Source organism: Pseudoalteromonas sp. S4492, from assembly GCF_005886115.1.
Taxonomy (GTDB): Bacteria; Pseudomonadota; Gammaproteobacteria; order Enterobacterales; family Alteromonadaceae; genus Pseudoalteromonas; species Pseudoalteromonas gelatinilytica.
In genome coordinates this window covers 1-23,375 of record NZ_PNCP01000018.1, presented here as the reverse complement: position 1 = coordinate 23,375, position 23,375 = coordinate 1, and the positions used below count along the sequence as shown (strand labels likewise).

Sequence of the window (23,375 nt, the reverse complement as noted above, 5' to 3'; positions counted from 1 at the left end):
AATAAATTGGGTTTATCATCTGCTTATGGTAGTTTTAGCGAGTAAACTATTTTCAAGGAATGCCATGCTGAATTACTCTCAAATGCCATTGGATCGTGCATCAAATCGCCGTAAAGATCCAAAGTGGTTAAAGGCTCAAATGAATTCTCAGAGTCGCTGGTTATTGGTCAATAACAATCAAAGTTTATTTGTTAAAGACAGTCCTGAAGTGTGTTATTTACGCTTATCTCAAGTGGATCATCTCGATTTATCAAAAGGCATTTTATTGGGTTTAGACGACGATGATGTGGCTCATTTTGCTTTAGATGTCAGCCATGTTCCAGACTCACTCATTGAGCCTATGCTTAATGGCGCTGAATTTGTTGATATTCGCAAGTTAGGCCCACTAGTTGAGCTAAAACAAGGCTCGATTGCCGCACTGGCAAGGGGCTTGTGTTTTTGGCACGCAACGCACCGTTTTTGTGGTCGTTGTGGTCATGAAAATAACATGGTTGAAGCAGGGCATTCACGTTTATGTGAGAACCAAACTTGCCAGCATCAAACTTTTCCGCGAACCGATCCTGCCGTGATAATGATCGTGACTAAAACCTTTTCAGATGGGGTTGAGCGCTGCTTGCTAGGCCGTCAAGCAAGCTGGCCTGACGGTGTTTTTTCAACTCTTGCTGGTTTTGTTGACCCAGGTGAAACACTAGAGCAGGCCGTTGCCCGCGAAGTTATGGAAGAAGCTGGTGTTGCGGTGACAGATATTCAATATATCGCTTCACAGCCTTGGCCATTTCCATCATCAATTATGTTTGGCTTTATGGCCACAGCAGTTTCAGAAGATATTCAAGTAGATAAAGACGAGTTAGACGATGCAAGATGGTTTAGCCGTGCTGAACTTAATGAATTTGGCCAATGGCATGAGCAGGGCAGTCATCTTAAACTAACCCGACAAGATTCTATTTCTCGATTTTTGGTTGAGCACTGGCGCAACCTGTAAAGCACAGCTTGGACAAATTATGACAAAGACAAATAAAAATACCCAAATCGTCTCTGCAGGGCGTAAAAAAGCATATACACAAGGAGTTGTGAACCCTGTGGTGCAACGCGCATCAACAGTGGTATTCGACTCGGTGGCTGATTTAAAAGAAGCGGCTAAGAAGCGAGGTGACAAAACGTTATTTTATGGCCGTCGCGGTACGACCACACATTTTGCTCTGCAAGAAGCGATTACTGAACTTGAAGGCGGCGAAGGCTGTGCGCTATATCCATCAGGGGCGGCTGCAATAAGCAATGCGCTACTCTCGTTTGTGAAAACGGGTGATCATATTTTAATGGTGGATACTGCTTACGAGCCGACCCGTGATTTTTGTGACAAAATACTGGCTGGATTAGGCATTGAAACAACCTATTACCCGCCGGGAATTGGCGCAGGAATTAGTGAGCTTATCAAAGATAACACCCGCGTATTGTTTTTAGAATCACCAGGTTCAATCACTATGGAAGTGCAAGATGTGCCAGCCATGGTTGCTAAGGCTAATGAGCGCGGTGTAATGACCATGCTAGATAACACCTGGGGTAATGGTCTGCATTTTAGACCGCTTGAGCATGGCGTTGATATTAGTATTCAAGCTGCAACAAAATACATCGTGGGTCACTCTGATGTGATGATGGGTGTGGCGGTTGCCAATAAAAAGTATTGGCCAACCCTTCGCGAAAATTCATACCTACTTGGTCAATGTACCTCTGCGGATGATGCCTATTTAGCGCTACGTGGTCTGCGTACTATGGCTGTGCGTTTAAAACAGCATGAACAAGCCGCTATCGAAGTGGCTAAATGGCTTGAAACACACCCATTGGTTGATCATATTCGCCATCCGGCTTTTGCAACGTGCCCGGGTCATGAGTTCTTTAAACGAGATTTTGATGGCAGTAACGGCTTATTTTCATTTGTAATGAAGCAAGGTAATCAACAAGCGATTGATGCGTTTTTAGATAGCCTACACCATTTTAAAATGGGCTTTTCTTGGGGCGGTTATGAGAGCTTAGTCACGGCAAACCTCAGCATGAAAGGGCTGCGCTCTGAAACAGGTTGGTCGCAAGGTCCAGTAATAAGACTTCATATTGGTCTTGAAGATGTGGCTGATTTACTAGCTGACCTTGACCAAGCGCTTGCAGTGTACGAAAGCCACCTCTAGGTTAAAGTTTATACTTTGTTACATAAGACCCGCTTGTCGGGTCTTTTTTTTCTGGTAATTCAAGCTGTTTCAACTTAGTGTAATTCTAATAATAAAATTCATTAAGGATTATGAGTGACGCAGTTACATCCTAAACGACTTGCACAAATTGCCCAATTTGAGCTGGTACGACTATTTCTAACCAAACGTGGTTTGTTGGCGGTTGCCGCTTTTGCCATTTGTTGGCTACTTATTTTACGCTACCCCATTGCCCAATCTGTGACCTTGATTAGCTCACCTGATTTTGCCGATTTTGCTAGGCAAGCATTTGGCGCCATTGGCATCAGTAAATTACTTGATTGGCCTGAATCTGAACTGGCCGTTTATTGGTTGATTGCTTTATTTAGTTTCCCAAGTTTTTGTTTGTTTTTATGTAGTGATCAAACAGTGGGCGACAGACAACGAGGTACGTTACGCTTTTTATCACTTAGAGCGACTCGTTCAGAAATTATTATTGGTCGCTTTTTAGGGCAGCTACTCATTTTAGCGGCATTGTTGTTTGTTACCTTGATGGCAACGGTTGCAATGCTCGGTTATCGTGAACCAAGTTTGCTGCTTTCTGGCTTATCGCGAAGCTTTATGTTGTTATTTTACTTGCTTGTTGCGGTTATGCCATTTATTGCCTTGATGAGCTTTTTGAACACGTTTGCCCGTTCATCGCGTCTTGCATTTGTATTGGCTATTTTGTTTTTTGCTGGCGGTAATATTGTGATTGGCTTACTGACATGGCAATGGCCTGCATTTGAGGTTTTAAATTACATTTTTCCGGGCTATCAACTTGATTTAATGGCAGGTCAACGTGCCGGCATCACACTGGCTCTTGGTTTACCACTTTTACAAACGGCAGTGTTACTGCTTGCTGGTGAACGAATTTTTGCAAGGAGCTCATTATGACCGTTTTAATTCAAGCACAAGGCTTGTCAAAAAACTACGGGGCTAAACGAGCGCTCGATAACGTTAGCTTTGAAATAAAGAAAGGAGCGCCGGTAGCGCTAGTTGGCCCAAATGGGGCGGGTAAAACAACGTTATTCAGTTTGTTATGTGGTTATATTTTACCAAGTTCAGGAAAATTATCGGTCATGGGGCATAGCCCAGGCAGTGCGGCGTTATTTGGTAAGCTAACCGCGTTACCACAAGATGCCCAGCTTGATCCTCGTTTTAGTATTGCGCATCAACTTAACTTTTATGGTCAATTACAAGGGCTCAGTGGTGCAGTTCGTAAAAAAGAAACGGCTCGTGTTTTAGAGCTCGTTGGTTTGTCAGAAGTGGCTAAGCAGCGACCGGATGACCTTTCTCATGGTATGCGTAAGCGAGTGACGATTGCACAGGCATTAATTGGTTCACCTGAAATAGTGATGCTTGATGAAGCAACTGCAGGCCTTGATCCAATTCATGCTCGTGAGGTAAGGGAGCTGGTAAGTTCTTTAAGTAACGAAGCAACATTTATTTTAAGCTCCCATGACTTAACTGAGCTTGAGCGATTATGCTCTGGGGTTTTACACCTAGATAAAGGGGTGTTAAGTGAGCATCAAGCCCGTTCTAGCACGCAGGATAATAAACACTTTATTACGCTGCAGTTAAATCAAAACTATGATGATGTCGAAGCAAAGCTTGCAAGCCTTGCCCATGTACATCATGTTTATATGAGCCAAGCAAAAGAATATGTGATCGAGTTTGAGAAAACCGCTGAGCCTTTTGATATCAATCTTCTACACTTTTGTTATCAACAAGGTTGGCAGTATCGTCAACTAGTGAATGGTCACACACTCGAAAATCAAATTTTTCATAAGGAGAGCTAATTATGGGGTTATTAAGCGGATTAATGGGTAACGCAAGTGAAGTCGATAATGATGATTTAGAAGAACTACTTGCCAATACGCTGATTGATGGTGAAACAGTACAAAAAGCCTATAAAGTCATTCGAGATATGTTCATCTTTACCAATAAAAGATTAATTATTATTGATAAACAAGGTGTTACTGGCTCTAAAGTTGAAATGCTGAGCATTGCTTACTCAAAAATCACAAAGTTTAGTAAAGAAAGTGCCGGGCATTTTGATCTAGATGCTGAACTAAAAATTTGGGTAGGTTCAGATCCAACGCCAATCAGCAAAGACTTTAAAGCAGGAGATAACATTAATGAGGTTTATAGAATTATAAGCCAATTCGCTTTATAAGGTACTGAGAGACTTTACTTTTTTCTCTAAAAGTTGGCTGGGAGACGTAAGTTTCGGCCAACTTTTTCTTTACATTTGCCGACACTTTATTACAATTAATCAAGTAAAAACAACTGCTTAGTTAAGTATCCATTCAGTTTTCTCACGTTAGCATGTGCCCAACTTAGCCATCAGGCTAGTTTTCAACAGCAATGAAACAATGTTAATAGGGAAATCTGTTTATGAAAAAGTTAGCAGTTATTATTTCGAGTATGCTTCTGTCAACTGCCGCGACTGCTGCGGATAGTTACCAATCAATCAGCCATTTAGGGTACATGGACACCGATGGCAACGACACAGTGAGTGTTGATTCAACATATTACTTCGCACCAAAGAAAACAATGGGTCCTTACGACCAGTTTGAATACATCAACAGAACAACCAACGTGTTTGGTTCGTACGCTGATGATGACTTTGGTGATGTAACTAACATCGGTGGTGAATACTTCGTACAAGATTTTGTATTTGGTGCGGGTTATAGCAACTACGATTACGGTTCAGATACTGATTTATTCAATGTATCTGCAGGTTACTTCTTTAATCCTAACCTTCTTCTTAAAGCAACATTTATCGACGTAGAAGACGGTGACAACACTGTGATGTTCGACCTTAAATACAATCACCAGCTTAACAGCACTGATTACTTAGGTTTCACATTCACAGCTGACGATGAGTTTGATTACCGTGCAGTAAATGCAAAATACTTCATGGATCTTCAACAAGGTAACTACCTAACAATTGAAGGTACAATCTCAGATACAGACGATAGCGGTAGCTCTTGGGAACTAGGTTCTAACTACTACTTCTCTAAAGCAACGTCAGCATTTGTAACGTTTAATAAAGAAGATGACTACAGCTTTGGTGCACAGCATTTCTTTAACAAAAACGTAGGCTTAAAAGCTGGTTATGCAAACAACTGGGATGACTCAGATTACGATGCATACTTTGCAAACGTAAGCTTACAGTTTTAATCATTAATTTGATGATATAAAAAAGCCCGCATAATGCGGGCTTTTTCGTTTTTATAATTACCAACCGCACTGGCGGTCTTTATTTTGCTCATCAAGGTATTTTTGTAACGGTGCAAAGTAATCTAAGATTGCTGTTGCATCCATTTCTTCTTTACCAGTGATCGTCGCAAGAGCTTCTTGCCATGGGCGACTTGAACCCATCTCTAACATTGCATTTAGTTTTTCACCCGCCTCAGCAGAGTTGTAAACTGAACAACGATGAATCGCTTCTTTGTTACCAGCAATTTCACATAAACTTCTGTGGAAGTCGAATTGTAAAATGTGCGCTAAGAAATAACGTGTGTAAGGCGTGTTACCTGGTACGTGATACTTGGCACCTGGATCGAAGTCTGCTTCGCTACGTGCGATAGGCGCTTGGACACCTTGATATTTTTCACGTAATTCCCACCACGCTTTGTTGTAGTTCTCTGGCGTTACTTCACCTGAGAAAACTTTCCAGCGCCATTGGTCTACCAATAAACCAAATGGAATAAATGCTACTTTGTCTAAAGCCATTTTCATTAACAGGCCAATATCTTTTGACTCATCAGGCACCTCGTCTAATAAACCAATTTCTTTTAAATAACCCGGTGTAACAGAAAGCGCAATGGTGTCACCAATTGCTTCGTGGAAACCATCGTTCGCACTTTCTTGGTAGTAAACAGGCTGATCTTTATATGCGCGTTGATAGAAGTTATGGCCTAGCTCGTGGTGAATAACAGAGAACTCTTCACCTGTACGTTGAATACACATTTTAATGCGTAGGTCATCTTTGCTATCGATATCCCATGCTGATGCATGACACTGCACATCACGGTCTTGTGGTTTAGTGAAAAGTGAGCGCTCATAGAAGGTATCTGGTAGTGGTGCAAAGCCCATTGATGTAAAGAACTTCTCGGCACCACGTACCATTTTAAGTTCGTCGTAATCGTGCTCAGCTAATAGTTCAGTTACGTCATAACCAGGATCGGCATTTTCTGGTGCAACAACATCGTAGATGTTACCCCACGTTTGTGCCCACATATTACCTAGTAAGTGTGCAGGGATAGGTTGGTCTTGTGGTACTTTATCTTCGCCATATTTTTCACCTAGCTTGGCACGAACATGACAATGTAATGAATCATAAAGTGGTTTAACTTGGCCCCAAATGCGGTCAAGTTCTTTCGCAAAATCATCGGCTGGCATGTCGTATTTACTACGCCACATAGCACCTGTATCTGCATAACCTAGCTCTTTTGCACCTTCATTGGTGAGTGCAACTTGTTGCTCATAAAGCGGGCGCATAGGCTTTGAAACTTGACGCCAGCCTTGCCATAAATCAAGCAATTCATTGTAATCACGGCTCGTTGCCATTTTCGCAGTCATCTCGCCAAGGCTTAAACAGCTACCATCTTCTTTACAGTATTTACCTTTACCATAAATACCCCCTAGCTCAGCCACTAGCTGTGAAAGCTTAGCTGTTTTTTCAGCATCTTGTGGCGCAGGTAAGGTGAGCGCTAGTTTAAGTTTATCGAGTTTACGACGCGCATCGTAATCAAGCTCTAAACTATCGAATTTTGCAGCTTCATTAGCAAGGCGAACAACAGCTTCAGTCATCTTGCGATTTATTTCAGCAGATAGTTCAGCAGTATCATGGGTGATGAAGTTGGCATAAATCCATTCAGCACGGCTTGCTTCTAAATAAAGCGCGCTTAATTCTTTTTCAGTATCGGCGATAAATTTAGTGGCATCTTGTGCTGTTACTTGGCTTGTTTTGACTTCAGCAGTCGTTGTTTTAGTGCTTGCACCGTCATCATTACAGCCAGTAAGTGCTAGTGCACTTGCGACCATAAGTGCGCTCATGCTGAGCTTAAATGGAGTCTTTTTCATAACGTTCCCTAGAAGTTTATTGTTATTTATTGCCCATGCATAATAGCAGTGTCTTAGTAAACAACAAACTGCATCGGTAAAAACAACCTAGGTAAGAGCCGCTTACGTTGTATTTATGGCACGATCAGTCATACTTGAACCAGTTAATTAAAATAAAAGGATTGCACAATGACGACCGTAATCATTCTGTTACTGGTTGCTGTGATTGTAATTTTTGCTGTGAAAGACATTCGCATCAATCTTGTCACACGACCTACGTTTAGTATGTTTAAAAAAGTTTTGCCGCCGTTATCGCAAACAGAACGTGAAGCTATGGAAGCGGGTGATGTTTGGTGGGATGGTGAACTATTCAGTGGTAACCCAGATTGGCAAAAACTGCATCGTTTTCCTAAACCTGAATTAAGCGAAAAAGAACGCGCATTTATGGGCGAGCAAGTCGAAACCTTGTTAGCCATGCTTGATGATTATCAAATCGTACAAAAAGATAAAGACCTACCAAAAGAAGTGTGGGACTACCTAAAAAAAGAAGGGTTCTTTGCGTTAATCATTCCTGAAAAGTTTGGTGGTCGCGAGTTTTCGGCGATTGCAAATTCAACCATCGTATCGAAAATTGCCACTAAGAGTTTAACCGCTGCGGTTACCGTAATGGTACCAAATAGCTTAGGTCCAGGCGAATTACTCCTTCATTATGGAACTAAAGAGCAACAAGAGCGTTGGTTGCCAAGCTTAGCTAAAGGTGATGATGTACCTTGTTTTGCATTGACGGGCCCTGAGGCGGGTTCGGATGCAGGCAGTATTCCTGATACAGGCGTTGTGTGTAAAGGCATGCATGACGGTGAAGAAGTGATTGGTTTAAAACTTAACTGGTCAAAACGTTATATCACCCTTGCACCCATTGCCACCGTGCTGGGTCTTGCATTTAAGATGTACGATCCTGAGGGTTTATTAGGTGATAAAAAAGAGCTTGGTATTACATGTGCCCTTATTCCGACAGACCATGAAGGTGTTCAAACGGGTGAGCGTCATTACCCTTTAAATATGGCATTTATGAATGGCACAACGTACGGTAAAGATGTGTTTATTCCGCTTGATTGGATCATTGGTGGTGAAAAAGGCGCTGGTCGAGGCTGGCGTATGTTAGTTGAATGTTTAAGTGCTGGCCGTGGTATTTCGTTACCGGCGCTTAGTACAGCAACTGGCCACTTGGCTTCAAGAATGACATCTGCCTATGCAACCGTACGCCAACAATTTGGTGTGTCGATTAGCCAATTTGAGGGTGTTCAAGAGGCGCTTGCTCGCATAGGTGGTTTAACTTACACCTTAGAAGCGACACGGTTAATGACTGCAGGGGCGATTGATTTAAAACTAAGTCCGTCTGTGGTTACCGCCATAGCTAAGTACCATATGACTGAAATGGGTCGTACAGTTATGAACGACGCTATGGATATTCATTCAGGTAAAGGTATTCAAGTTGGGCCGAATAACTATTTAGCTCATGGTTATATGGGGATCCCAGTTTCGATTACCGTTGAAGGTGCAAACATTCTGACTCGTAACTTGATGATATTTGGTCAAGGTGCCACTCGCTGTCATCCGTTTGTTTTAAAAGAAATGGAAGCAGCTGCAATGGAAGACCATGATGTTGCCTTGAAAGAATTCGACTCATTACTGCTGCAACATATTTTATTTGCAGGTAGTAATGCAGGTATGGCATTTGTGCACGGTTTAACGCGCAGTTACTTCGCTAAAGCCCCTGTATGTGGCGCAACCACTGTTTACTACAAACAGTTGAGCCGGATGAGTCGTGGTTTAGCGTTTTGTACTGACGTTGCGATGTTAGTGTTAGGTGGTGAGTTAAAACGTAAAGAGATGATTTCGGCTCGTTTAGGTGATGTGCTTAGCCACTTATATCTTGCTTCATGTGTACTGAAACGTTATGAAGATGAAGGACGCCAGCAAGCGGACCTACCTTTTGTGCAATATGCCGTAGAGCATTCGTTATTCTGCATTGGTCAGGCATTCGATGGCTTCTTTAAAAACTTCTCTAATCCTGTGGTTAATTTTTTACTCAAACGTATTGTCTTCCCATTAGGTAATCATTACCACCGTCCAAGCGATGAGTTAGCTCAAACAATGTGTGAGCACATGAGCAAACCAGGGGTCTTTAGAGACAGATTAACCCATCTTTGTTATGTCGATGAAAATGCAGGCACGGGTGTCATGGAAAATGCCTTTTTAGCCATGATTGATACCCATGAAGACTTTAAGCAGCTTCGTAAATGGCAAAAAGAAGGCACTATTGCGAAAAACCTTGAGCTTGAGGGCGCAATTGCTGCAGCGAAAGAGAAAAACTTGATTAACGAAACCGTTGCAGAGCGTATGAATCAAGCCAATGAGCTACGTAAACAAGCGATAGCCGTTGATAACTTCGCACCCGGCGAGCTGTAAACTCTTGTTAGAATAAACAAAGCCTTGCATTTGCAAGGCTTTTTTATAGGCCGTGATTAATGACTTTTTCTGCTTCGCTGGCTGGCATAGGTTTCGCTTTTAAGAAGCCTTGACCAAACTTACATTGAGTTTGCTTTAAGATTGCTAATTGTTTTTCTGTTTCAATCCCTTCAGCAACAACATCGAGATTTAACGATTGAGCTAATGATAAAATGGCATCAACCAATGGGTTATGCGCTTTATTTAAATGATCGATAAAGCTTTTATCGATTTTTAAAATATGGATAGGTAATTGGTGTAAATAACCAAGCGCAGAGTAGCCAGTGCCAAAATCATCTAAACATAGTTTTACTTCAAGAGGCTCAAGGCCTTTTATGATTTTTGTAGCGAGCTCTAAATTACCAATTAGTCCTGACTCGGTAATTTCTAAACACAGCGAGCCCAAAGGAAGCTTGTATTTAGAGTACAAAGCATGAATTTGTGCCACAAAGTCGAGGCTTGCAAAATGACGTGATGATACATTCACGGTAATTCTGCCAAATGCTTTACCTTCACTCGTCCACTTTTCGATTTGCTTTGCAGCAAGCTCAAGCAAATGTAAATCTAGATTAATAATCTGGCCTGTGTCTTCAGCAACGGGAATAAAATCATTTGGTGAGACAAAGCCTTTACTTGGGTGATGCCAGCGCACAAGCGCCTCAAAACCAACAACCTGTGCATCTTGAATGGTAAAAATTGGTTGGTAGTAAAGTTCAAAATCGTTATGCTCAATACCATGCTGTAAATCATTTTCTATATCTGCATGATTTTTAAGTTTTTTACGCATTGTATTGTTGAAAAACTTAACCTTGCCTCGACCTGACGACTTTGCCTCGTACATTGCAGCATCGGCATGTTGCAATAGCTTGTAAGCTTGATCGCGACTGCTTTCACAAAACGCAACACCAATACTTGTTGATGCTTGCAATAAATGACCATCAATATCGAGGGGCTCAGCGAGAACCTGTTGAATGCGTTCAAGGGCATCATTAATTTGTTGTTTATCGGTGATGTTTTCCATAAATATGGCAAATTCATCGCCCCCCAAACGGGCAAAGGTATCGGTATTGCGAATGGTACCTAAGATCAACTCACAGATTTTTACTAAAAAGTGGTCGCCAACCTCATGACCTAATGAATCATTGATACTTTTAAAGCGGTCAAAGTCTAGATAGAGCAGGGCATGTTGGTGACGTTTATCTGCTCTTGCCAGACGCAGAATGGCATGTTTAATACGCTCAATTAACAACGAGCGATTGGCAAGACCGGTTAATTCGTCGTGAAGAGCACGGTGCTCAAGCTCTTGTCTTGATAATTGACGGTCTATTGCCATGCTAATTTGGCGGCTGACATACGTAAGTAAGGCACGGTCATGTTCGTCATAGTGATAGCTTTTACTGTAACTTTGTACGGCGATAACCCCACTAATACGCTCATTTACTTTAAATGGTACACCCAGCCAAGATTCGGCCTGACGACCAACCATTTTAAAATGACCTGCATCAATGTGCTGTTGAAACTCTTCTTTAGTAAAAAGTAAGGATTGGTCGATGTTTAATAAATAATAAGATGCGGTGTCTTTTAGTTGTTCTTTCGATATTTTCTTATGCGCGTTAGAACGCACGCCTTCTTCGATAATATAAACTAAATCAAGCACATCTAGTTGCTTGTCATATAGGCCAATAAAGAAGTTATCTGCCCTCAGCAAAGAGGTAATAATGCCATGTAAAGACTCAAAGAAGCTATCTAGCTCGCTTGATTGATAGGTTAAGTTAGCGATTTGCAGCATGCAGCGTTCAAGTTTTTGGGCGTCGTTTAACTGCATCACGGTTTGCTGTAAGTCTTCTACGGTGCGAACTTGATTTATCTTAGCACTTAATAGATGCGCCACTGTTGATAAAATCTCTAAATGCGCATCATTGTAATAATGTTTTTGTGGGTGCTCACAGTCAATGACACCCAGAACTTTTTCTTTGTAAACTAATGGTACGCAAAGCTCAGAAAGAGCAGGGCGAGAATCTGCGATATAACGCGGATCTTGACTGACATCGCCAATCATTAACGGCTTACCAGTGCTTGCGACATACCCCGTAATACCCTGATCAAAGCTGATTTCTGTACGGTCAATATGATATGTATCATGGCTGCTTGCTGTGCCAATAGACGCCATTTCTTTGAGGGTACGCGTTTTATCATCTGCTAAGTAAATGACACATTCTATGAAGCCTAAGCGGCTTACCACTTCAGACGTGACATATTCTAACAATTCTTCAACTGTGTCTAATTGCATCACAGATGATGAAAACTGATTAATAATATGTAGTTGGTCTGTTTTGACCTCAAGTGCAAAAGCAGCGTCTAAACTCTTAGGCATAGATTAAAAGGTAACCGAAATGTTGTATTAATTTATTACGTTAACCTACTATCAAACTATCCACAAAGTTATTTTCAAAAAAAACTGGAACTGGTGTAAACTAGGCACCTGAATATGGACTTGAGTGAATAAGCGAGGTTATTTGCTCAACGTTTACGCTATCCCCCTAACTTTAGCCGTGGAAACCAGCAATGTCAGATTTAAATTCGATGCAAACTCTAACAATTACACGCCCTGATGATTGGCACATTCATTTACGTGATGGCGAGCAACTCGTTGATACCGTTCGTGATGCAAGCCGTTACATGGGCCGCGCGATCATCATGCCTAACCTTGTTCCACCGGCAACCTGTACAGACACTGCGTTATCTTACTATGAGCGAATTAAAGCTGCGGGCCCGCAAGGTAACTTTGAGCCATTAATGGTGCTCTACCTAACAGATAAAACAACACCAGAAGAAATCAAAAAAGCGAAAGCAACAGGTAAAATTGTTGCTGCTAAGTTGTACCCAGCTGGCGCGACGACCAATTCAGATTCAGGTGTGACATCAATCAAAAACATTTACCCAGTACTTGAAGCAATGCAAGAAGTGGGTATGTTGCTATTAGTGCATGGTGAAGTAACTGATTCATCAATCGATATTTTTGACCGTGAGAAGGTTTTCCTAGAAACAATTCTAGCGGACGTAGTAAATGACTTTCCTAGCCTTAAGATTGTGCTTGAGCACATCACCACAAAAGATGCGGTTGAGTTTGTGAATAATGCACCAGAGAATGTAGCTGCAACCATTACAGCTCATCACCTTCTTTATAACCGCAATCATATGTTGGCGGGGGGCATTCGCCCACATTATTACTGCTTGCCTATTCTTAAGCGTAACATTCATCAGCAAGCGCTAATTGGTGCTGCAACAAGCGGTAGCAAAAAATTCTTCTTAGGTACTGACTCTGCACCGCATTATAAAGACAAAAAAGAGGCGGCGTGTGGTTGTGCTGGTGCATATACTGCTCACGCAGCTATTGAACTTTATGCAGAAGCTTTTGAAGAAGCCGGTGCTTTAGATAAGCTTGAAGGTTTCGCAAGCTACTTTGGCCCAGACTTTTACGGAATGCCTCGTAACCAAGATACGATTACACTGGTAAAAGAGAGCTGGACAGTACCTGCAAGCTATAAATTAGGTGATTCAGAAGTAGTACCAATCAAAGCTGAAGCGCAAATGGATTGGCAAGTTAAATAAGTTTTAGCAAGCGATAAATTTAGAATTAAAAGCCCATCAATTTGATGGGCTTTTTTCATTGAATATTAATTGTTTATAAATAGTACTGTCATATATTTTTGTTTAGGCGGTTGACCTTAAAATTATTTTCGATTATTAGAGCTAAAAACTATTTAATGTGTTAGTCTTAAATTGCTTTGAGTTTTTGCGTATTGAATTTACGGATAATGTGCGGCTGTACGGTTACCGGTTTGGTTATTGGTTCTTCCTGTACTTTACCCCAAGTTTATTGGGCATTCACTCAGGGAGGATAGAGCCATATTGGCTGAATTTTAATAATTGACTTACAGGAAAATTTGGTATGTCAAACACGGTTACTGGTAAAGTTAAGTTCTTCAACGAAGCTAAAGGTTTCGGTTTTATTGAACAAGAAAATGGCCCTGACGTATTCGTACACTTCAGCGCTATCACAGGTACAGGCTTCCGCACTCTTAGCGAAGGTCAGCAAGTATCTTTCGGCATCAAACAAGGTCAAAAAGGCCCTGAAGCTGAGAACGTAGAAGTAGCATAATTATTTATGTGAAACTTAGCATTTTGGTGAAACAGTTTCTGTTTCACCAAAATTCATTTTAATACCTAACAACCCCACGTTTACCCTTCACCATATATCACTCTAATTGTACCGAAATTATATTCCTCCAAAGGCATTGAAAATGACTAATTTAGTCAGCCCTTAAGCTAGAAGTTCACGATCTATGCCCTAAAAGCTACTCTCCATAACTAAAGTATTATATGCTGTACCGATGGGATTTTATTTAACATGACATCAGCTGTTATGTTTAGTTAGTAGTTTTGATCAAACATGAAAGTTAACCGCGAAGGAAAGTTTACAGTTATTTTTCACCAATCTAGAAATAACCCGCTAAACTTAACCTATCCACATATGGAAAAAATGCTGAGTAACTTATACTTGTTTGATGAAATATAATGAAGGTTTGCTAATCGATGAGCATAGGAAACAATATACTTTTGGTAGACGACCACCCGATGGTGGCAACAGCAATTAAGATGGTACTTGCAAAGTCTACTCTGGTGAATGAAGTACAAGCTGTTGGAAGTCAAAAGGAAGCATTGCAGTTTTTAAAAAGTAATAATGTAGCGCTGGCGATTTTAGACATCGAGTTAGAAGACTCCGATGGCTTTAGCTTATATAAGCGTGCAGTCAGTAGTGGCTTTACTGGCAAAGTATTGTTTTTATCTGCAAAGCAAGACAAACACATCATCCGCACAGCTGCGAAACTAGGCGCACAGGGATTTGTTAATAAGGCTGAAAGTCTTGAAGATATTTCTTCTGCTGTTGAAATGATTTTGCGTGGTTATACATTCTTTCCGCAAGAGCATCTTATTGCCTCTGAAAAAGACATCGATGAGTTACTAACAGAACGTGAGCTCGCGGTGATGAATTATTTGCTCCAAGGCCTATCGAACAAAGATATTGGTGAAAAGCTTTTCATTAGTAACAAAACGGTAAGTACATACAAAGCGAAAATATTTGAAAAGCTTGAAGTTGATTCAATTATCTCACTTGCAAAGCTGGTAAAAGACCGCGCTGTATTTTAATTCTCTCACCCATAGCGGTGAGAGAATTCAACTCTCTCATTCTTGTGTTTAGTGTCTGTTTTGCCTGCATATTGAGCAGTAATGTAAGCTCGGTGCATAAAAATTCTGCAAAATAGATTTTTTAGATGAATAAACTGAATTTTTTTTTCATTTTTCTTTAGCTCTTTCTGTTTTCATAAAATGTTACATTTATGTTTAAGCTTGAACCTAACATGAATGCAATGTTCGCCAGTAAAGGGCTATAGAAGTAGCAGTTGAATACCTCTGTTATATTTTTGTTAATTCGTTGTTTTGGTTATTTTCATCTCAACGACGAGTCACCAAATTTTTCCGATGAAAGCCGAACATCAAGTTGACAGACTCTGATGCATTTAGCATTATTGGAGGGTTGATATCTATTAAAAGATATCAGGGTTGTCCTCTTCGGAGGGTAATTAAATTATAAAAGTAACATTACTTAATTGGTTGGGAACTATGTCTGTTAAAATCAGAAAGAGTCTTGTAGCATCAGCGTTGGTTGGCGCTTTTGCATTTGCAAGCAGCAATGTGATTGCAGATCCTTTGAAAGATGTGCAAGATGCAGGTCAACAAATTCAAAAGGCTGCTGTTAAGTCTCAAACTAAAATTGACAATGTATATGGTCAAACTCAAGAGCTAATCGCTGAGTACCGTAGCGTTGTTGACGAAACTGAGCTAATGAAGGTTTATAACGATCACGTAGCACGTTTGGTCGCTGACCAAAACGCTTCAATCGAATCGTTTGACCGTCAAATCGCAACTATCGATAACACGAAACAAAACGTTGTGCCTTTGATGTATCGCATGATCGATACGCTTGAGCAATTCATCAAAGCGGACGTTCCGTTCAATCTTGAAAACCGTTTAACACGTGTTGAAAGACTTCGTGACATCATGGCGTCAGCATCAGTTACTACATCTGAAAAATTCCGCCAAGTTCTTGAAGCTTACACTGTTGAAACTGCATACAGCTCAGCTGTAACTGCTTCTCAAGGTACTCTTGAGATCGATGGTAAGAGCATCAACGTTGACTTCGGTCGTTTAGGTCGTATCACATACGTAGCTCAGTCTTTTGACCTTAAGCACGCGTGGGTGTGGGATAACAACACTAAACAGTGGAAAGAATTAGGTGAAGAATACCTAAAACCTGTTAAAGAAGTTATCCGTATGGCGCGTAAACAAGCGACATTAGAACTTGTTAAACTACCAATCTTCGGCGCGGAGTAATCAATAATGAAGAAACTATTTAAAGGTTTTGCTGTTGCAGCAGTACTATCTGTTTCTGCAGGTACCGCGCTTAATGCACACGCAAACACTGATGCTTTAGACAAAATTCTTGAGCAAGTTAAGCAAGAACGTATCTCTGAAGGCAAATTAAACAAGCAACGTGAACAAGAGTTCCTTTCAGCTCGTGCTGACAAGCAAGCGTTACTTAACAAAGCGAAAAGCGACCTAGCTGCTGAAAAAGCACGTGGTGATCGTTTATCTAAAGAATATGCACAAAACGAAAATACTTTAGCTGAAAAAGAGCAAGCTCTTTTAAACGCTCAAGGTACGTTAGGTGAGATGTTCGGTGTTGTACGTCGTGCAGCTGCTGATGCAATCGGTTCAATCGAAGCATCACTTGTTTCTGCTGAAAAACCAGGACGTGCTGAAGTACTTCGTTCACTAGCTGCAGCGAAAGAACTTCCAACTGTACGTGAATTAGAAGAGCTTTGGATTTCTCTTCAAACTGAAATGACTGAATCAGCTAAAGTTTCAACTTTCGAAACTGAAGTTGCAGGTCTTGACGGTTCATCTTCTGTGAAGAAAGTAACGCGTATCGGTAACTTCAACTTAGTAACTGACGACGGTTATTTAATCTACTCTCCAGAAACTAAAGCGATCCAACCTCTAGGTAAGCAACCTGATAGCTACATCCTAGCTGGTATCAGCGATTTAGAAAAAACTTCTGCAGACAACTACGCTGGCGTATACATCGACCCGACTCGTGGCGCGATCTTACGTATCAACACGCAGAAAAAATCGTTAATGGAATACTACGAGCAAGGTGCTGAAGTAGGTTACATCATCACAGTATTACTTGTTGTTGGTCTACTTATCTTCATCGTTCGTTTCATTGATCTTGCGCTTACTAGCACTAAGATTAAGAGCCAGCTTAAAAACCTTTCTACTCCGAATACAAACAACCCTCTGGGTCGTATTCTTAAGGTTTACGCTGACAACAAGAATCAAGACGTTGAAAACCTTGAGCTTAAACTTGACGAAGCAATCCTACGTGAAACGCCTCGCATCGAAGCTGGTATCAACATCATCAAGATCTTGGCAGCAATCGCTCCATTACTAGGTCTACTAGGTACGGTAATCGGTATGATCCTTACGTTCCAAACAATCACATTGTTCGGTACAGGTGATCCGAAGATCATGGCTGGTAATATCTCTCTAGCACTTGTAACTACAGCGTTAGGTCTAATTGCAGCTCTACCACTTATCCTACTTCACTCAATCGTTGCGGGTCGTAGTAAGTCGGTTCTACATGTCCTTGATGAGCAAAGCGCAGGTATCATCGCTGCTCACGCGGAGAAGGAGAAAGCCTAATGCTAGTCCTGATGGAGATCTGGGAATCTATCAGGGATTTTGTTGGCACAGGCGGCCAGGTTTTATACGTGGTCGCGATAGCACTCTTTCTTATGTGGGTTTTAATGATTGAGCGCTATTGGTTCCTACTAGCTGAGTTTCCTCGTATGACGAAGGACATCGTAGCTCAGTGGGATGCCCGCCAAGACACTACGTCTTGGTACGCACACAGAATCCGTGAAGCATGGATTTCTGAAGCGTCTGAAAAATTAGATCAGCGTATGTTGTTGATTAAGACATTGGTAGCTATTTGTCCTTTAATCGGCTTACTAGGTACTGTAACGGGTATGATCGCGGTTTTCGAAACCATGGCTACTCAAGGTACAGGTAACGCACGTTTAATGGCATCAGGTATTTCAATGGCAACAATCCCAACAATGGCTGGAATGGTTGCGGCACTATCTGGAGTATTCTTTAGCTCACGCCTTGAGGCAAGAGCGAGAATGGCGAAAGCTAAACTTGTAGATAGCATGCCTCATCACTAGAGAGAGAATTAAATATGGCACGTAAACAACGTTTTCGTGAAGAAGAAGAAGCAGCGGTTGATATGACGCCAATGCTTGACATCGTATTTATCATGCTTATTTTCTTTATCGTAACTACATCGTTCGTTAAAGAGGCTGGTATCGAAGTCAATAAACCTAAAGCAGCTGCAGCTACGAAGCAAAAAAATGCAAACATTTTTGTTGCTATCCGTGCTGACGGTGCGATCTGGATTGATAAACAACAAGTAGACGTTGAACGTGTATCAGCTAAGCTTGAAAGTTTATTAGCAGAACAACCTACAGAAGTTGTAATTTTGCAAGCTGATAAAGAAGCAAAACACGGCGTAGTAGTTAAAGTTATGGACCAGATCAAAGCGACGGGTGATAACCTTAAAATTTCAATAGCTGGAGATCAGTAATGATTCGTTTTCTGTTTTCACTGATTGCAGGTGGGGCAGTTACTTTCGGCTTGTTCTACTTCATGGCGTACCTCATCTCCGGTGGAGCTGATCGTGCGACTGAACAAAAAGAACAGATCGTAGTCGAAATTATGACGAATCCGCCTGAATCTAAGGTGCAGGAGAGGAAGCGTGTTCCGCCTCCGCCTCCGCCACCGCCAAAGCAGCCGCCTAAACCGCAGCCGCCTCAGCCGGAAAACAGCAACCCGAACACTGGTGGTTTGTCATTTAATATGCCAAGCATCGATGTGGGTAGCACAGCTGGTGGCCTAAGTGGTCCAGGTGCATTTGGACGTGATGGTGACGCGACACCTATCGTTCGTATTGAACCAAAATACCCAACGCAAGCAGCGCGTGATGGTAAAGAAGGTTGGGTACAACTTTCATTCACTATCAACGAAGTTGGTGGTGTAGAAGATATTCAAGTGATCGACGCTGATCCTAAACGTATCTTCGACCGTGAAGCTAAGCGTGCGTTATCTAAGTGGAAATACCGTCCTAAAGTTATTGATGGTAAGCCACAAAGACAACCGGGTCTTCAGGTTCAATTAGACTTTAAACTTAACCAAGGCAACTAAGGAGGCGAGTAATGAGAAATTTATCTAAAGTAACTGCTCTTGCGCTTCTTATGTCACTATCAGGTGTGGCATTCACTGCACCTGCTTTAGCTGCGCCAGATTACGCGAAGATTGAAGCGCGTAAGAAAGCAAAAACTAAAGTTATGGGTGAGCGCGTTGGTAAGAAAGTAATTAAAGCGTTTGACTTGTATAATGAAGAAAAGCTTGACGAAGCGATTGCATTACTTAAAGAAATTGATGCATCAGATGACTTCGACAAAGCGACTGTTGACCGTTATTTAGGTCAAATGTACGCTCAAAAAGAGCAGTATCAGTTAGCTATCAAGCACGTTCAAGCAGCTGTTAAACCTGACGTTTTAAACTTTGCTGACCAAGAGCAAGGCCTAAAACTATTAGGTGATATGTACGCAGGTACAGAGCAATATGCAAAAGCGAAAGAAGCTTATGCAGCTTGGATGGACTTCACAGGTGAGGAAGACGACAAAGTTTATACACGTATTGCGCAAGCAAACTACGAGTTAAAACTTTATAAAGACGTACTTCCTGCTGCAAACAAAGCAATCGAATTGGCAAAAGAGCCTGCTAAAGCCTCTTACCAATTAAAGCTAGCTGCCTATTTTGAACTTAAACAGTACAAAAACATGGTAGAAGTAGCTGAAGAGATTGTTCGTGTTTGGCCTGAAGACAAAAAAGCCTGGGTTGGTTTAGGTAAATATTACCTACAAACCGAAGACTTCAAGAAAGGTCTTGCGACCATGGAAGTTGCCTATAAAAATGGCTATTTTGAAAACGAAGTTGAATACAAAGTACTTTCTAACTTTTATTCGTTAAACGATATTCCTTACAAAGCAGCTGTAGTGCTTGAAAAGGCAATCAACGAAAACAAAGTTAAGCGTAACAAGCAAAATATCAGTGCAGTGGCATCTAACTACCACCGCTCAAAAGATATTGAAAAAGCAGCTAAATACTATGAAGAAGCGGCTAAATTTGATGACGATGCAGAGCTTTACCGCAAAGCTGGTTCATTACTTTTACAATCGCAAAACTATAGTGCAGCCGTTGTTCGTTTGAACAAGGCGTTAGAGCTTGGTTCTGATAAAAAAGGAACTATTTACTCTGACTTAGCTGAAGCTTACTACTACCAAGAGAAGTATAAGCAAGCTTACAACGCTATCACTAAAGCAATGGATGATCCGCGTACGCGTAAATTCGCGAAGAGCTGGTCAACCTTCATCAAAGATAAAGCGAACCGTAATGGCGTGAAAATCTAATTGATGTTGTTTTAAATTAAAAAGCCCCTCTGGGGCTTTTTTTATGGAATTTTATAATGCTAAGACAGATCGTATTATTACTTGTCGCCAGTGTGATGCTGATAGCTTGCTCTGAGCAAACTACAAAATTCAACACGGTTCACGAAGGACAGCAAGAACTTCGAAACATTAATAATTTATTATCTAACCAAAATGAACATAGCAAGGTAACAAGTTGGCCTTTCTCTGAGAGCTATTTACAGGCACGACACCTAGCTTATAAAGGGCTACAAGAAACAGAGTTAACTGACTCTCAACGAGCGCAATTGAACTATTTGATCATCGCTGAGCGTTACCCTGAGCGTTATTTTGTATGGCCAATTCAACGTGATGTTATTAGCAACGCTCGTCTACAAGGTGATTTCAGTGAGCAGGGATTAGCAGCCTGGTTAGAATTGGTTGAAACACGTTTAATTGCAGCTGAGCAGAGTAATCTTAAACTGAATAAAATCGAATTAACCTTGTTACATAATATGGTTACAGCTCATTTAAATAACAATGATAACCACGTGCAAACAGCGCTCAATAAACTTAATCAATATTTAACCCAATATAAGCCACGCACAAAACTGGGTTTGGTTGGCTTGGCGAATGGGAAAGATTGGTATCAGAGTAAATTAAATTACTTTAGTGGTGTAACTAAACCACCGTTAGATTGGCTTAGCGAGATACAACAGGCTTTAAAGCAGCCTCACAGTGCTGATTTTTTGCTACCTTTAACTGATTCGCATACTAAACCATTAGTAATGAGCTATTTTACTCAAGAACATCAGCACGATGGTTTTGATTGGCAGTTAGAATTCATTGATCCGCTGAAAAATAAACGTGAATTATCAGAAGGCGAGCAATACTTTTGGCAAGTAATGATGGAAACTGATGTGGGGATCCATTATCACTCGTGGAGTGAACAGCAAGCTCGTGTCAACTTAATGAAGCGTTTGAATGTTGATCAGCTGCAAGCTGATTGGTTAATTGAGGATATTGTCCTTTATCCTGCGATGAGTTTTATATTTGTAAATTAATGTGCTGCGCTCTAAGGAGCGCATCGCCGACAGCGCTGACTTGCTGGATCTGCAAGTAAACGTTCATCATCAATTTTCTCTTCACAATCACAACAATAACCATATTGCCCAATATCAATCTGGCATAGAGCTGCTTCTAATTTTTCTATGCGAGCAATTAATAGTTGATACTCAGGGCCAAGATTATTCGCTGTCAGCTCTAACCACTCTGAAGGGGGATTATCCTTGAGTTGCGATAGCAGTTGCTGATGGTAGCCTTGATCAGATTTAGCCAGCATATCCAGTAAACGTTGTCTAACCTGCGCAAGTTCCGCAGATAACTTTGTTTGAATTTCAGTATTGTTCATCGCGTTTCTTCCAAGTGGGCAATACTGGTATTATCAAACAAAAATCGTTAGCTAATTATGATTTGTATCAATACTCGGCGCTTTGGCGTACTTTCTTAGTACGTCAGCGACTTCATCTTTCGCTTTTAAACGTCGGATCTCATCAAATAGTGCGTTGGCTTGTGGGTATTGGCGCTTTAAATAACCAAGCCATTGCTTGGTTCGAGAGGCAAAATACTTCTCACATTTACTTTCTTCTTGATGCATCGAAGAATGGATGATGTGGTATATCACATGTTCCCAAAGCATCGGACTGTACTGCTCATTTTCTACATGCGATTTTATTTGTTTTGCTAAATCAGGCATTGCTAGCGCACCACGACCTAGCATTAGGTCTTGGCAATGGCTGCGTTTTTGGCACAACATAGCATCCTCAACTTGCCAGATTTCACCGTTGGCAACCACAGCAATGTTTTTGCCTTCAATTAATGGTGGAATTTTTTCCCAGTATGCCGGTGGGTTGTAACCATCTCTTTTAGTTCTGGCATGAATAGCAAGACTTGATGCACCTGCACTCACCACAGCATCAACAATTTCTTGACTGTTGCTGTCATCATCAAAACCAAGTCTAATTTTTGCACTCACCTCATGACGCGGATCGACAGCATCACGAACGGCTTTAATAATTTCGTACATATGTTCTGGATCTTTTAAAAGTACTGCACCACCTTTACTTTTGTTTACCGTTTTAGCCGGACAACCAAAGTTTAAATCGATACCATGAGACCCTAAATTGATAGCTTTAACTGCATTTTCAGCTAGCGCATTGGCTACTTGACCAAGTAACTGAATACGCACAGGGGTGCCTGCACGGGTATAGCCAGCAGTTTTTAACTCAGGACAATAGCGATGAAATACGCGCTCGGGCAGTGTGTCTTCAACGACACGAACAAACTCAGTTACGCATAAATCGAATCCACCTAAATCAGTTAGGAGTTGTCGCATTTTAAAATCTACAACGCCTTCCATCGGTGCTAAAACTAGTCGCATGATACCTGTTAACTCATCAAAAATTAGGACGCGTATTCTAGCTGTTCTTGATTGTTTTATAAATCGTAATTTGCAATCTTGGCACTTTCAGAAAATAATTATAAAAAATTTGAAAGTAATTTTTAGTTCTCGGGTCTTGTTAAATAACCCTTTATAAAAAAGAGAGTCATCGAATGAACACAATTAAGAAAAATTCAATTGCATTAACATTAGGTGCAGTTGTAGTAGGTGCATCAAGTTTTGTAGCGACTGATGCCAGTGCAAACCCATTTGAATTTCAGCAAATGCAAGCTGGTTATCAGCTAGACGCCGCTGAAGGTAAGTGTGGCGAAGGCAAATGCGGCGCAGACAAGAAAGCTGAAAAAGAAGGTAAGTGCGGCGAAGGTAAATGTGGCGCAGACAAAAAAGCAGCTAAAGAAGGTAAGTGCGGCGAAGGTAAATGTGGAGCAGACAAAAAAGCTGCGTCAGAAGGGAGGTGGG

22 protein-coding genes are annotated in these 23,375 nt (G+C 41.2%); 18 read left to right on the top strand and 4 right to left on the bottom strand.

What is annotated here, in order from left to right; all coding sequences use genetic code 11:
- The first annotated feature begins 64 nt into the window (after positions 1–64).
- The 6 genes from nudC to CWC28_RS05315 all read left to right on the top strand — a co-directional run bounded on the left by nudC (position 65) and on the right by CWC28_RS05315 (position 5,405).
- Positions 65–982 (top strand): NAD(+) diphosphatase, encoded by a 918-nt coding sequence (gene nudC, locus CWC28_RS05340; protein ID WP_063705944.1) that lies wholly within the window; start codon positions 65–67, stop codon positions 980–982.
- A gap of 19 nt (positions 983–1,001) precedes the next feature.
- On the top strand, positions 1,002–2,180 hold the full coding sequence (locus CWC28_RS05335; RefSeq protein WP_063705941.1) for a cystathionine beta-lyase: 1,179 nt from the start codon (positions 1,002–1,004) through the stop codon (positions 2,178–2,180).
- 114 nt (positions 2,181–2,294) lie between these two features.
- On the top strand, positions 2,295–3,113 hold the full coding sequence (locus tag CWC28_RS05330) for an ABC transporter permease (protein ID WP_105173964.1): 819 nt from the start codon (positions 2,295–2,297) through the stop codon (positions 3,111–3,113).
- On the top strand, positions 3,110–4,018 hold the full coding sequence (locus CWC28_RS05325; protein WP_138624846.1) for an ABC transporter ATP-binding protein: 909 nt from the start codon (positions 3,110–3,112) through the stop codon (positions 4,016–4,018). The genes CWC28_RS05330 and CWC28_RS05325 overlap by 4 nt, the downstream gene beginning before the upstream one ends.
- A 2-nt stretch (positions 4,019–4,020) precedes the next feature.
- On the top strand, positions 4,021–4,395 hold the full coding sequence (locus tag CWC28_RS05320; protein ID WP_054551567.1) for a PH domain-containing protein: 375 nt from the start codon (positions 4,021–4,023) through the stop codon (positions 4,393–4,395).
- Positions 4,396–4,616: 221 nt separating this feature from the next.
- Positions 4,617–5,405, top strand: coding sequence for a putative porin (locus CWC28_RS05315; protein WP_062564210.1), 789 nt, complete (start codon positions 4,617–4,619; stop codon positions 5,403–5,405).
- A gap of 57 nt (positions 5,406–5,462) precedes the next feature.
- Here CWC28_RS05315 and CWC28_RS05310 read toward each other — a convergent pair whose 3' ends face one another.
- Positions 5,463–7,313: a M2 family metallopeptidase gene (locus tag CWC28_RS05310; RefSeq protein WP_138624845.1), complete on the bottom strand. Its 1,851-nt coding sequence runs from the start codon at positions 7,311–7,313 to the stop codon at positions 5,463–5,465.
- A gap of 168 nt (positions 7,314–7,481) precedes the next feature.
- Between CWC28_RS05310 and CWC28_RS05305 the strand changes: the two genes are divergently transcribed.
- Complete coding sequence (locus CWC28_RS05305) at positions 7,482–9,761, top strand: acyl-CoA dehydrogenase (protein WP_138624844.1); 2,280 nt, start codon at positions 7,482–7,484, stop codon at positions 9,759–9,761.
- A gap of 43 nt (positions 9,762–9,804) precedes the next feature.
- Here CWC28_RS05305 and CWC28_RS05300 read toward each other — a convergent pair whose 3' ends face one another.
- A complete protein-coding gene (locus CWC28_RS05300) occupies positions 9,805–12,174 on the bottom strand; it encodes an EAL domain-containing protein (protein ID WP_138624843.1) in 2,370 nt (789 codons plus the stop codon).
- Between the two features lie 191 nt (positions 12,175–12,365).
- Between CWC28_RS05300 and pyrC the strand changes: the two genes are divergently transcribed.
- The 10 genes from pyrC to CWC28_RS05250 all read left to right on the top strand — a co-directional run bounded on the left by pyrC (position 12,366) and on the right by CWC28_RS05250 (position 21,519).
- A complete protein-coding gene (gene pyrC / locus CWC28_RS05295) occupies positions 12,366–13,412 on the top strand; it encodes a dihydroorotase (protein WP_138624842.1) in 1,047 nt (348 codons plus the stop codon).
- 340 nt (positions 13,413–13,752) lie between these two features.
- Entirely contained in the window at positions 13,753–13,962 is a 210-nt protein-coding gene (locus CWC28_RS05290; protein ID WP_036967526.1) for a cold-shock protein, read from the top strand.
- 434 nt (positions 13,963–14,396) lie between these two features.
- Complete coding sequence (locus CWC28_RS05285) at positions 14,397–15,011, top strand: response regulator transcription factor (RefSeq protein ID WP_063705929.1); 615 nt, start codon at positions 14,397–14,399, stop codon at positions 15,009–15,011.
- A gap of 474 nt (positions 15,012–15,485) precedes the next feature.
- Entirely contained in the window at positions 15,486–16,256 is a 771-nt protein-coding gene (locus CWC28_RS05280; protein WP_063705924.1) for a DUF3450 domain-containing protein, read from the top strand.
- A gap of 6 nt (positions 16,257–16,262) precedes the next feature.
- Positions 16,263–17,627 carry a MotA/TolQ/ExbB proton channel family protein gene (locus tag CWC28_RS05275; protein ID WP_063705921.1) on the top strand — a complete coding sequence of 455 codons (1,365 nt, stop codon included), beginning with the start codon at positions 16,263–16,265 and terminating at the stop codon, positions 17,625–17,627.
- A complete protein-coding gene (locus tag CWC28_RS05270) occupies positions 17,627–18,151 on the top strand; it encodes a MotA/TolQ/ExbB proton channel family protein (protein ID WP_036967538.1) in 525 nt (174 codons plus the stop codon). Before CWC28_RS05275 ends, CWC28_RS05270 begins: the two co-directional genes overlap by 1 nt.
- A 14-nt stretch (positions 18,152–18,165) precedes the next feature.
- Positions 18,166–18,570, top strand: a complete 405-nt coding sequence (locus tag CWC28_RS05265; protein ID WP_054551557.1) for an ExbD/TolR family protein — start codon at positions 18,166–18,168, stop codon at positions 18,568–18,570.
- A complete protein-coding gene (locus tag CWC28_RS05260) occupies positions 18,570–19,187 on the top strand; it encodes an energy transducer TonB (protein WP_063705919.1) in 618 nt (205 codons plus the stop codon). The genes CWC28_RS05265 and CWC28_RS05260 overlap by 1 nt, the downstream gene beginning before the upstream one ends.
- A gap of 11 nt (positions 19,188–19,198) precedes the next feature.
- Entirely contained in the window at positions 19,199–20,458 is a 1,260-nt protein-coding gene (locus CWC28_RS05255) for a tetratricopeptide repeat protein (protein WP_063705917.1), read from the top strand.
- Positions 20,459–20,514: 56 nt separating this feature from the next.
- Positions 20,515–21,519, top strand: a complete 1,005-nt coding sequence (locus CWC28_RS05250) for a hypothetical protein (protein ID WP_138624841.1) — start codon at positions 20,515–20,517, stop codon at positions 21,517–21,519.
- Between the two features lie 11 nt (positions 21,520–21,530).
- On the opposite strand, the gene CWC28_RS05245 is transcribed toward CWC28_RS05250, so the two are convergent.
- Positions 21,531–21,866: a TraR/DksA family transcriptional regulator gene (locus CWC28_RS05245; protein WP_063705913.1), complete on the bottom strand. Its 336-nt coding sequence runs from the start codon at positions 21,864–21,866 to the stop codon at positions 21,531–21,533.
- A gap of 51 nt (positions 21,867–21,917) precedes the next feature.
- A complete protein-coding gene (locus CWC28_RS05240; RefSeq protein WP_063705911.1) occupies positions 21,918–22,895 on the bottom strand; it encodes a tRNA-dihydrouridine synthase in 978 nt (325 codons plus the stop codon).
- A 173-nt stretch (positions 22,896–23,068) separates the two neighbouring features.
- On the opposite strand from CWC28_RS05240, the gene CWC28_RS05235 reads away from it, so the two are divergent.
- Positions 23,069–23,375: HvfA family oxazolone/thioamide-modified RiPP metallophore (locus CWC28_RS05235; RefSeq protein ID WP_502704929.1), on the top strand; the 307-nt coding region annotated here is incomplete at its 3' end.

What these genes read in the sequence shown, in the direction of transcription:
- nudC (WP_063705944.1), top strand. Translation starts at nt 65, where the DNA reads ATGCTGAATTACTCTCAAATGCCATTGGATCGTGCATCAAATCGCCGT.
- CWC28_RS05335 (WP_063705941.1), top strand. Translation starts at nt 1,002, where the DNA reads ATGACAAAGACAAATAAAAATACCCAAATCGTCTCTGCAGGGCGTAAA.
- CWC28_RS05325 (WP_138624846.1), top strand. Translation starts at nt 3,110, where the DNA reads ATGACCGTTTTAATTCAAGCACAAGGCTTGTCAAAAAACTACGGGGCT.
- CWC28_RS05320 (WP_054551567.1), top strand. Translation starts at nt 4,021, where the DNA reads ATGGGGTTATTAAGCGGATTAATGGGTAACGCAAGTGAAGTCGATAAT.
- CWC28_RS05315 (WP_062564210.1), top strand. Translation starts at nt 4,617, where the DNA reads ATGAAAAAGTTAGCAGTTATTATTTCGAGTATGCTTCTGTCAACTGCC.
- CWC28_RS05310 (WP_138624845.1), bottom strand. Translation starts at nt 7,313, where the DNA reads ATGAAAAAGACTCCATTTAAGCTCAGCATGAGCGCACTTATGGTCGCA.
- CWC28_RS05305 (WP_138624844.1), top strand. Translation starts at nt 7,482, where the DNA reads ATGACGACCGTAATCATTCTGTTACTGGTTGCTGTGATTGTAATTTTT.
- CWC28_RS05300 (WP_138624843.1), bottom strand. Translation starts at nt 12,174, where the DNA reads ATGCCTAAGAGTTTAGACGCTGCTTTTGCACTTGAGGTCAAAACAGAC.
- pyrC (WP_138624842.1), top strand. Translation starts at nt 12,366, where the DNA reads ATGTCAGATTTAAATTCGATGCAAACTCTAACAATTACACGCCCTGAT.
- CWC28_RS05290 (WP_036967526.1), top strand. Translation starts at nt 13,753, where the DNA reads ATGTCAAACACGGTTACTGGTAAAGTTAAGTTCTTCAACGAAGCTAAA.
- CWC28_RS05285 (WP_063705929.1), top strand. Translation starts at nt 14,397, where the DNA reads ATGAGCATAGGAAACAATATACTTTTGGTAGACGACCACCCGATGGTG.
- CWC28_RS05280 (WP_063705924.1), top strand. Translation starts at nt 15,486, where the DNA reads ATGTCTGTTAAAATCAGAAAGAGTCTTGTAGCATCAGCGTTGGTTGGC.
- CWC28_RS05275 (WP_063705921.1), top strand. Translation starts at nt 16,263, where the DNA reads ATGAAGAAACTATTTAAAGGTTTTGCTGTTGCAGCAGTACTATCTGTT.
- CWC28_RS05270 (WP_036967538.1), top strand. Translation starts at nt 17,627, where the DNA reads ATGCTAGTCCTGATGGAGATCTGGGAATCTATCAGGGATTTTGTTGGC.
- CWC28_RS05265 (WP_054551557.1), top strand. Translation starts at nt 18,166, where the DNA reads ATGGCACGTAAACAACGTTTTCGTGAAGAAGAAGAAGCAGCGGTTGAT.
- CWC28_RS05260 (WP_063705919.1), top strand. Translation starts at nt 18,570, where the DNA reads ATGATTCGTTTTCTGTTTTCACTGATTGCAGGTGGGGCAGTTACTTTC.
- CWC28_RS05255 (WP_063705917.1), top strand. Translation starts at nt 19,199, where the DNA reads ATGAGAAATTTATCTAAAGTAACTGCTCTTGCGCTTCTTATGTCACTA.
- CWC28_RS05250 (WP_138624841.1), top strand. Translation starts at nt 20,515, where the DNA reads ATGCTAAGACAGATCGTATTATTACTTGTCGCCAGTGTGATGCTGATA.
- CWC28_RS05245 (WP_063705913.1), bottom strand. Translation starts at nt 21,866, where the DNA reads ATGAACAATACTGAAATTCAAACAAAGTTATCTGCGGAACTTGCGCAG.
- CWC28_RS05240 (WP_063705911.1), bottom strand. Translation starts at nt 22,895, where the DNA reads ATGCGACTAGTTTTAGCACCGATGGAAGGCGTTGTAGATTTTAAAATG.